The organism is Desulfovibrio sp. SGI.102, from assembly GCF_050314315.1.
Taxonomy (GTDB): Bacteria; Desulfobacterota; Desulfovibrionia; order Desulfovibrionales; family Desulfovibrionaceae; genus Desulfovibrio.
This window is the reverse complement of sequence record NZ_JBNPNC010000075.1, coordinates 1-8,940: the sequence shown is the minus strand read 5'-3', so window position 1 is coordinate 8,940 and position 8,940 is coordinate 1. Positions and strand designations below refer to the sequence as shown.

Annotated in this window: 7 protein-coding genes and 4 tRNA genes; 3 read left to right on the top strand and 8 right to left on the bottom strand. The window is 60.8% G+C overall.

The annotated features are described in order from the left end of the window. Nucleotides 1-534 precede the first annotated feature (534 nt). From ACQRCJ_RS11465 to ACQRCJ_RS11450, 4 genes are all read right to left on the bottom strand, one after another. Nucleotides 535-610 (bottom strand) — tRNA-Lys (locus tag ACQRCJ_RS11465). A gap of 31 nt (nucleotides 611-641) precedes the next feature. Then, nucleotides 642-717 (bottom strand) — tRNA-Lys (locus tag ACQRCJ_RS11460). Between the two features lie 32 nt (nucleotides 718-749). Continuing rightward, nucleotides 750-825, bottom strand: a tRNA-Lys gene (locus ACQRCJ_RS11455). Nucleotides 826-856: 31 nt separating this feature from the next. Next, nucleotides 857-932 (bottom strand) — tRNA-Lys (locus ACQRCJ_RS11450). A gap of 199 nt (nucleotides 933-1,131) precedes the next feature. On the opposite strand from ACQRCJ_RS11450, the gene ACQRCJ_RS11445 reads away from it, so the two are divergent. Further along, complete coding sequence (locus tag ACQRCJ_RS11445) at nucleotides 1,132-2,943, top strand: protein-disulfide reductase DsbD family protein (protein ID WP_427799843.1); 1,812 nt, start codon at nucleotides 1,132-1,134, stop codon at nucleotides 2,941-2,943. Between the two features lie 414 nt (nucleotides 2,944-3,357). Here the strand turns inward: ACQRCJ_RS11445 and ACQRCJ_RS11440 are convergent, their stop codons facing one another. The 4 genes from ACQRCJ_RS11440 to ACQRCJ_RS11425 form a co-directional block, all read right to left on the bottom strand. Continuing rightward, nucleotides 3,358-3,579, bottom strand: a complete 222-nt coding sequence (locus ACQRCJ_RS11440) for a hypothetical protein (RefSeq protein WP_040369113.1) — start codon at nucleotides 3,577-3,579, stop codon at nucleotides 3,358-3,360. A 1-nt stretch (nucleotide 3,580) separates the two neighbouring features. Next, nucleotides 3,581-4,207, bottom strand: coding sequence for a GDSL-type esterase/lipase family protein (locus ACQRCJ_RS11435; RefSeq protein ID WP_168935767.1), 627 nt, complete (start codon nucleotides 4,205-4,207; stop codon nucleotides 3,581-3,583). Between the two features lie 139 nt (nucleotides 4,208-4,346). Continuing rightward, nucleotides 4,347-6,989: a TIGR03960 family B12-binding radical SAM protein gene (locus tag ACQRCJ_RS11430; RefSeq protein ID WP_427799842.1), complete on the bottom strand. Its 2,643-nt coding sequence runs from the start codon at nucleotides 6,987-6,989 to the stop codon at nucleotides 4,347-4,349. Between the two features lie 69 nt (nucleotides 6,990-7,058). Beyond that, nucleotides 7,059-7,394: a hypothetical protein gene (locus tag ACQRCJ_RS11425; protein ID WP_303930373.1), complete on the bottom strand. Its 336-nt coding sequence runs from the start codon at nucleotides 7,392-7,394 to the stop codon at nucleotides 7,059-7,061. A gap of 144 nt (nucleotides 7,395-7,538) precedes the next feature. Between ACQRCJ_RS11425 and rnc the strand changes: the two genes are divergently transcribed. Both rnc and ACQRCJ_RS11415 read left to right on the top strand, forming a co-directional pair. Next, the gene (gene rnc, locus ACQRCJ_RS11420) at nucleotides 7,539-8,264 is read left to right on the top strand and encodes a ribonuclease III (RefSeq protein WP_427799841.1); all 726 of its coding nucleotides are present in this window, start codon (nucleotides 7,539-7,541) and stop codon (nucleotides 8,262-8,264) included. Between the two features lie 11 nt (nucleotides 8,265-8,275). Next, the coding region (locus ACQRCJ_RS11415; protein ID WP_427799840.1) for an LEM-3-like GIY-YIG domain-containing protein at nucleotides 8,276-8,940 on the top strand (665 nt) is incomplete at its 3' end.

Below are 8,940 nucleotides of genomic sequence, written 5' to 3'. Positions count from 1 at the left end.
GACAAGATTTGTGATGCGCGGTGACCGCCGCGCTGACAGGAGGAAGGGAAGCCCCGGCTTTCCTTCCTCTTCGTTTTATGGGGGGCAGCCTGCCGGGGCTCGACGCGAAGTGGCAGGGCACCGCTATGTGCGTGTGTTCGACCGGCAGGAGCAGGTCGGGTAAACAGGGCAGAGGAGGGGCCCCACTTCCGGTTGGCATATGATGCCACAGGGCAACCTGATGTCCGTTTGTCGCGCCGGATCGCCACAGGGGGGCGTAGGGTGCGGCAGAGGAGTCCCGTGGCGGGAAGGCGGATCGAAGCGGGACAGGGGTACAGAAGGCTCACAGCGGGGAAAAAGAACGATGGCCGTCCGCATCGGGAGGACTGGAGAGGCGAAAGGAAAGACCGTGCGGCCGGTCCAGATGCGTGCAGGATGACGCAGGCAGGCTGCAAAGGCTGACCGGGGATAACGTCAGGCCTCTGATGCGGCCCGCCCAAAGGCAGGGGGAAGCGCATAAAAAAAAACCTTGCAGTTTCCTGCAAGGGCGAAATATGGTGGGCCATCAGGGACTCGAACCCCGAACCAACTGATTAAGAGTCAGCTGCTCTACCAATTGAGCTAATGACCCATGATCTCCGCAAAAGGCGGTTGATATCTTGTGGTGGGCCATCAGGGACTCGAACCCCGAACCAACTGATTAAGAGTCAGCTGCTCTACCAATTGAGCTAATGACCCACGATATCCGCAAAAAGCGGTTGGTATCATGGTGGTGGGCCATCAGGGACTCGAACCCCGAACCAACTGATTAAGAGTCAGCTGCTCTACCAATTGAGCTAATGACCCACAAGCGTGGAAACATATGCGATTGTTAGGATGGTGGGCCATCAGGGACTCGAACCCCGAACCAACTGATTAAGAGTCAGCTGCTCTACCAATTGAGCTAATGACCCATCCGCGAAAAAGAGACCTACTCTTTTGCGGCCTCTCTGTCAACACTTTTAAAAGGAAAAAAAAGATTTTATAGTGCCTTCCCAGAGGTATTTGATGAAAAAAACACGGAACTTTGCTGCCCTGATTGGGGTGCTTGTTTTATTTTTGTTTATATTCCAAATAGATACGAGAGAGTCCGCTGCGGCGGACATCGTATCCGTGCAGCCGCATTTTGCTGAAGGCCCTGACGGCATCGTTATGGCTGTGGAGATGGCATTCCCGCAAGGCTACCATGCCTATGCCCATGAATCCGGAGATGCCGGACGCCCGACCACGCTTTCCATCCGTCTGGATGACGGCAGCGGACTGCCCGTCTGGTATCCGCAGGGCTTCATGCAGCGGGATCTGTTCGATCCTGATGCGACCGTCTACGTTTACGAAAGCCCCACGACCCTGTTCGTCCTTTTGCCGCACGAGGCCCGGCATCGCGGCTTTGAGGCTGTCCTGAGCATGCTGCTCTGTTCCTCGCGCAATTGTCTTCCGGTCTCGCAGACCATCAGCGGCCAGGTACCGGATACCTTGCCCGGATTGGAAGAGGCCCCCTGGAAGGCCCGCTGGGAAGAATTGCGGCGTTTGCCGCCCGTGCTCTCCAAAGGCAGCGCCCCTGTGTCCGGTCTGCCTTTTGCCATGGACGAGGGCGGAGCGGGCGGCCTGAGTGCCGTTACGGATCCGGCGCAGGACCCGCTGGCCGCCCTGCAGGAGGAAGACGGCGAAAAGCCCCTGCCGCCCCCGGACGGTTTTGCCCTGGAGCTGACGCCGCAGTATGCTGACGGCTCTGTGGAGATATCGGGATTCGGCATGGCGCTTGCCGTGGGCATTCTGGCGGGCCTGCTGCTCAATGCCATGCCCTGCGTCCTGCCGGTGCTGACCTTCAAGATCAGCGGTCTGCTGCTCATGGGCGGCAGGGGAGACAAGGAGAGCCTGCGGCGTTTCCGTGAGCACAACCTCTTTTTCTCCGCAGGCATCATGACCCTGTTCACCCTGCTGGCCCTGGTGCTGGGCGCCGCCGACATGATCTGGGGGCAGCTCTATCAGCAGCAGAGCCTGCTGCTGGGCCTGGTGATGCTGGTCTTCCTCATGGGCCTTTCCATGCTGGGGGTCTTCACCCTGCCGGTCATCGACCTCAAGGCCGGTGCCAACAGCAAGAATCCCCGTCTGCAACCCTACCTGACCGGTCTGGTCTCCACCTTCCTGGCCACGCCGTGCAGCGGCCCGCTGCTGGGCGGTGTGCTGGGCTGGGCCTTCACCCAGCCTCTGCTGGTCCTGATGGTGGTCTTTTGGGCCGTGGGCCTGGGCATGGCCCTGCCGTACATCCTGTTCAGCATCTGGCCCCAGCTGGCCCGCATCCTGCCGCGTCCGGGCAACTGGATGAAAGTCTTTGAACGTGTCCTGGGCTTCTGCCTGCTGGGCACGGCCCTGTATCTGCTCTCCATCCTGCCGGTGGAAAAGCATATGCAGGTCCTGTGCGTGCTGCTGGTGCTTTCGCTGGTGGCCTGGCTCTGGGGCCAGTTCTGCGGCCCCGCCTCCCCCCGCCTGCGTTGCCGCATCATCGGGGCCCTGACGGTCCTGATACTGGTGGGCTCCTTCATCTGGGTCCTGCGACCTGCCGCACCGCTGGTGCAGTGGCGGAAATTCAGCCCCGAACAGTTCCAGGCCGATCTGGGCCAGAAAGCCATGCTGCTGGAATTCACGGCGGATTCCTGCCCCAACTGCAAGGTGCTGGAAGCTACGGTGCTGACCGATGAGCGGATGCGCAAGCTGCGTGCGCGCTACGGCATGGAACTGATCCGCGTGGACCTGACGGGCGTCAATGCGTACGGCATCCGCCTGCTGGAGGCCCTGGGCAGCAAGAGCATACCGCTGACGGCCCTGTTCCCGGCAGGGGAGCAGGCTTCGTCCCCGCTGGTGCTGCGTGACGTCTATACGGCCGGGACGCTGGAAGATGCCCTGGAAAAAGCGTTCGGGCAATAGCCTGAGCCGTATGACCTGAAAATGATGAAAGGCCTGTGGTGACGCCACAGGCCTTTTTTATGGGCTTTCTTTGCAGGTATCCCTGTCTGGCATGGGGGACTTGAGGCCTGGCGAATGATGGATCGCCCCGGAAAGGAAGAGGGCGTTTGCGGCTGCGGCCATTCCTGGGGCGCGAAAGCTGCGGCTTTCCTATGCTCGTGGCGCTAAAAAGGAACGTTCGGGCCGCATGATGCGAAAAAACTGGGAAAAATGAAGGCCGGCCCCGCGAGGGGACCGGCCTGAGGAAACGTGTTTGAGGAAGGGCAGGGAGGGGAATGGCTTCCCTCTGTGCGCCGGACGGCGCGCTGGCGGTCACAGATTGTGTCTGTGAGCAAGAAAAGCCCACGGGACCGCCCGCCCAACGATCCAGCAACGCTAGCGGACGTGCAGCAAAGCCCTGTTGCTGCGCAGCTGCAGCTCACTGACGATGAGGCGCTCGTATTCGGGGGCCATGGCAAGGTCGGTCTGCATCTGGGTGCGCAGCAGATCTTCCAGCTGCTGGGTCTCTTCCCAGATCTCCAGCAATTCATTGTCGGCAAGCGTCTTCACGCGCTTGTCAAAGGGTTCGTCATCGACGAAAGGCTGGCAGGAGCCCATATCAATCATCCTGTTTGGCGGTCAGAAAAAAGCGGCGTACGGCCGGGTCTTCAGCCAGCAGACGGGCCATCAGGGCAGCGCCCTGCGGGCCGGGATGCAGGCCATCCTCAAGATCATCCATGTACTCGGGCGAGGCCGCCAGAGCGGCGTGCACATCGGCACAGGGATGTCCCTTGCGGGCACATGCCGTCACATAGGCCTCGCAGAGCGAGGCGATGCGCTGGCTCATGGCGGGCTCTTTAACAGGAGGCGGGCAGATAAGCAAGACCGGACCCAGGGCCGAGGCCTGATCCAGCATCTGCATGACCGTGGCGCAGACCTCGTCCACCGGCCGCATCTGGGCAGGAGACATGTCCACCACGCCCGGGCAGAAGGCCAGATGGTTGATGGTGCCGGGGATCTGGCGGGACGCCACTTCGGCCTGCCAGCGGGCGGCGATGTCCGTGGAGGTATGGCGGCGCACGCCCAGATTGTAGAAGGTGGCGGGCGGCATATCGTACCAGCCGGCCTGGGAACCCAGCAGCACAAGGCGGCTGACCCAGCCGCCGGGCATGGCATTGTCATTGACGCCCAGGGTCAGGGAATCACCGAAAAAGAAGAACGTTTCCGTGGTGGAACGGGGAGCCATGATGCCTCCTGATATGAGCAGAACATATATTGGGCGGGATGCTTTCCGGCACGATGGCGCGGCCGGAACAGAGCCGCAAAAAGGGCCTTCCGCAACCGGATGGAGCATCCATCCACGGAAGGCCCTGAAATGTGATCCTTTACGGGCAGACCTGGCCGTCCGCGAAATGCTGGGCCGTCTTGCTCAGGCGCAGCAGCGCCCGCAGGCGGGACTCGTCACCCAGTGAGGCGCAGATGCTGGTGCAGAGCAGCAGGGGCGAAAGGTAGCCGTCGCTCCAGTCCAGGCTGAATTCCAGGCTGCCGTCCTCCAGTTCCTTCCAGCGCAGCAGGTGGCGGCGGATGTCGCTGGTACGCGGGCCCTTCTTGGTCTCGCGGGTCAGCATGACGCTTTCCTGGGCGGCAAAGGACGCGAAGCAGTCGCGCACGGCCGCCAGCGAAAGGCCTTCACCGTCGATGCTGCCGGTGCGCAGGCGGAAGGTCTCGGCCACGGACTGTTCCGTGCGACGGCTCTTGTCCACCTCTTCCACGCGGATGACGGCCATGCCCGTAGGCAGGGCCGAGGCCAGACGGGTATGCACTTCGGCAGCGGACATGGGAGTGCGCAGGGTAATGGCGAACCATTCGGCACGGCTTTCCATGCCCACCGGCAGGGCCCGGCCAAAGGACATCAGCGGCATGGGATGGAAGCCCTGCGAGAAGGCCATGGGCAGGTCGGCACGGCGCAGCGCGCGGTCGAGGATGGCCTGGAGCTCCAGCTGGCTGAGGTAGGAGCTGCCGCCGGTCTTGGTATGCCAGATGCGGTACTGGACGGCCTTGACGGCCAGCTCCGGCGCGATCTGCGGCGGTTTGTTCTCGTGGGTACGGCAGATGATGCGTCCTTCCTCGTCACGGGCGGGCTGGTGGGCCTGCTGGTCGCGCTGGGGGAAGACCAGACGGTTGTGGTGCTCCAGCGGCTGGCCGTCCTCGCCCAGGCTGGCATGGGGCATGCGCGAAGGCCCGGCCTTGGTGTCGCAGGCGCCGCACTGGCGGCAGGCATGGTAGCGGCAGTCTTCCGTGACCTTGCCCGCCAGCGCGCGTTCGTATTCGCGGCGCAGGAATTCGGGCGAGACGCCGGCCTCCAGATGTTCCCAGGGCAGGTATTCGTCCATGCTGCGGGCCCGGGTGAACTCGTCGGCTGTCAGACCGCATTCTTCCAGAGCTTCCAGCCAGGGGGCCAGATCGAAACCTTCGATCCAGCTGGTGAAGATGCCGCCCTTGCGGTAGACCTTTTCCACCACATCGGCCAGACGGCGGTCAGCGCGGGAAAGGATGCCTTCCAGATGGCTCATGGCCGGTTCGTGCCAGCGCAGCTTGAGGAACTTCTGGCCCTTGAATTCGTTGCGCACCACCTGCACACGGCGCTGGATCTCTTCCTGGCTGATCTGTTCCACCCACTGGAAAGGCGTGAAGGGCTTGGGCACGAAGGGCGAGAGCGCCGCCGTGACCTGCAGGCGCGGGTTGCCCTTGCCCGCGGCGTCGCGCACCTTGCGGCAAAGGTCGGCGATGGCCTTGAGGTCCTCGTCGGTCTCGGTGGGCAGGCCGATCATGAAATAGAGTTTGACCTGACGCCAGCCGTATTCCAGCAGCTTCTGCACATGCAGCAGCACCTGTTCCTCGGTGACGCCCTTGTTGATGACGTCACGCAGGCGCTGGCTGCCCGCTTCGGGGGCTAGGGTACAGCCCGTGCGGCGCAGGTCGGACATGCGCTGCATGATCTCGTCGTCGATGGAGCCCACGCGCAACGACGGCAGCGAAAGGCTGATCTGTTCCTGGGCGCAGCGGCCCAGCACGCCGTGGCTCAGGGTCTTGAGCGCGGAAAAGTCGCCCGTGCTCAGCGAAAGGAAGGAGATCTCGTCGAAGCCCGTCTTTTTCAGGCAGTCGTCCAGCAGGCCGGTGATGGTGTCCAGCGACCGTTCGCGCACGGGGCGGTAGACCATGCCCGCATGGCAGAAACGGCAGCCGCGCGTACAGCCGCGGGCGATCTCCAGCGACAGGCGGTTGTGCACCGCGCCGATGGGCACCACCTGGCTGGTGGGGTAGGCCACCTTGTCGAAGTCGGCCACGATGCGGCGCGAGGGCCGGGCGTGGTCGGCAAAACGGGGCTGCAAACAGCCTTCCGCATCCGGCGTGAAGAAAGAGGGGATGTAGACGCCGGGGATGTGGCGGGCCTCTTCCAGACAGCGGTCACGCGTCCAGCCTTCGTCCAGGGCCTGTTCCAGCAGGCGCAGCACGTCGGGCAGGGATTCTTCGCCGTCGCCCAGCACCATCAGGTCGATGAAGGGGGCCAGCGGCTCGGCGCTCAGCAGGGCGCCGCCACCGGCGATGACCAGCGGGCACTGGCGCAGATCCTGCGGCCTGTCGGCCGTGCGCAGGGGGATGTTGCCCAGCTCCAGCATGTAGAGCACGTTGGTGTAGCACAGCTCATGGGTGATGGAGAAGGAAAGGCAGTGCAGGTCACGCAGCGGCGTGCCGGATTCCAGCGTGCCCAGCGGGCAGCCGTGTTGCCGCAGGATGTCGCCTGCTTCGCGTTCCGGGGCCATGACCCGTTCGGCCCACCAGTGTTCGTGGCTGTTGACGATACCGTAAAGGATCTTCTGCCCCAGATAGGACATGCCGACTTCATAGGTATCGGGAAAGGCCAGGCCCACACGCAGGCGAACCTGGGCGGGGTCTTTGTGGCAGGCGCCCTCTTCGATACCGGCGTAGCGGCTGGGGCGGGGCAGAATGGGGAGCAGTGCGCGCATAAACATCCCTGTTGTCTGGATACAAAAAAGGGCGGCAGATGCCGCCCCGGAAACCTGATGGAAAACGGGCTACTTGATGAGGCCGCTGCCGGTCTGCACGGAGGGACCGAAGTTCAGCTTGCCCAGGCCGCCGGCCACGGTGAGGTTGGTGCAGGCTTCGATGTACTTGTCCTGCAGTTCCTTGGGGGTGTCGGCGTAGCGGTACAGGAAGTGACGGCCTTCCAGGGTGCCGGTGAAGTTGGGCTCGAAAGGATAGCCGTAAGGCAGGAGCATCATCTGCATGCCCTGCTGGGTGGGGATGCTCTGCAGGCTGGCCACTTCGTTGAGGCAGTCTTTTTCGGCGTCGTACTTGCCGATGACCATTTCGCCGGTCACCAGCTTCATGAGGCGGATATCGTAAGCCATAATGTCTCCTCGCCAGCATGGGGCCGTATGACGGCCGGACATGCGGAAGTCTCTGAATTTTGCTCCAAATAGGTAGGCGCTGAAAGGCCGGGTGTCAAGAAAATTTCTGTTGCCTTGCGTCCTGAAGTGACTAGACTGCTGCGCATGGAACACAGCAAAAAACTCGATCTCAGCATCTCGGCGGCGGACCTGAAACGCATCGAACAGATCCTGGACTATCATTTTTCACGCCCGGAACGGGTGGCCCTGGCCCTGACCCACAGCTCGTGGGCCAATGAACATGGACTGGGGCAGGCGCACAACGAGCGTCTGGAGTTCCTGGGCGATGCCGTCCTTGAACTGTGCATTTCGTGGGAGCTGTTCACACGCTTTCCGCAGGCCCGCGAAGGCGAAATGACCCGTGTGCGCTCCCAGCTGGTGGGCACCACCAGTCTGGCCCAGAGGGCCCGGGAAACGGGCATCGACCAGCTGCTGCGCCTGGGGCGCGGCGAGGAGCAGCAGGGCGGTCGCAGCCGTGACGCCGTACTCAGCGACGTGTTCGAAGCCGTGCTGGCCTCCGTGTACGAAGACGGCGGCTATGCCGCGGCCCAAAAGGTCGTGGCCCGCATCTTCGGGGCGCTTCTGGACGAGGTCTGTGTGGGCAAACCCAAGACCAAGGATTTCAAGACCAGTTTGCAGGAACGCTCGGTGGCCCTTTTCCACGATCGCCCCGTCTATACGACCCTGGCCTGTGAAGGCCCGGAACATGCCCGGCACTTCACCGTGCAGGTCTCCCTGCCCTCGGGGCAGCAGTTCACGGCCACCGGCACCAGCTGCAAGAAGGCCGAGCAGGAGGCCGCCCGCCTGGCATTGTGCGCGCTGGACAAGTAGGATCGTATTAGATGAAAAGCGTTATCCCCCAATTTTCTTATCCTACTAACGAGGATGTAAAAAAACTGCTTTTTTCTCATGAGATTTGCGAAAAATTAAAGTACTATGTATATGCATACTATGATCCAGCTGATATGTCTTTTCCTTTTTATATAGGAAAAGGGAATCGCTGTTTTCAACATCTACTGGATAAATCAGATTCTAGGAAAGTAAGTAAGATAAGAGAAATATATGATAGGGGACAAAAACCAGTAATTGAAATCGTTCGTTTTAATCTTGAGAATGAACGAGAAGCCCTTGTTGCCGAAAGTGTGGCTATTGATTTGCTGGGAAAAGAGTTAACAAATATAAAAAAGGGATTTCAGTCTCGGTTATTTGGTCGCCGTTCTTTGGATGAAATACGACGTGACCTTGGCTCAGATGATACAATATACATAAATGATCTTCCTGATGATTCCATTTTGATAAACATCAATAATACATATGTAAAAGATATGGCATTGATAGATCTTTATGATGCAACGCGAGCATGCTGGAGAATTGCAGACCCTCGCAAAAAAAGATTAAAATATGCTATTGCTATCTATAAGTCTGTAATAAAGCAGGTATTTATCCCAGAAGCATGGCTGCCAGGAGATAGCACATTACGCCGTTTTACAACACTTGCTGATAAGAG

What these genes read in the sequence shown, in the direction of transcription:
- ACQRCJ_RS11440 (WP_040369113.1), bottom strand. Translation starts at nt 3,579, where the DNA reads ATGGGCTCCTGCCAGCCTTTCGTCGATGACGAACCCTTTGACAAGCGC.
- ACQRCJ_RS11435 (WP_168935767.1), bottom strand. Translation starts at nt 4,207, where the DNA reads ATGGCTCCCCGTTCCACCACGGAAACGTTCTTCTTTTTCGGTGATTCC.
- ACQRCJ_RS11430 (WP_427799842.1), bottom strand. Translation starts at nt 6,989, where the DNA reads ATGCGCGCACTGCTCCCCATTCTGCCCCGCCCCAGCCGCTACGCCGGT.
- ACQRCJ_RS11425 (WP_303930373.1), bottom strand. Translation starts at nt 7,394, where the DNA reads ATGGCTTACGATATCCGCCTCATGAAGCTGGTGACCGGCGAAATGGTC.
- rnc (WP_427799841.1), top strand. Translation starts at nt 7,539, where the DNA reads ATGGAACACAGCAAAAAACTCGATCTCAGCATCTCGGCGGCGGACCTG.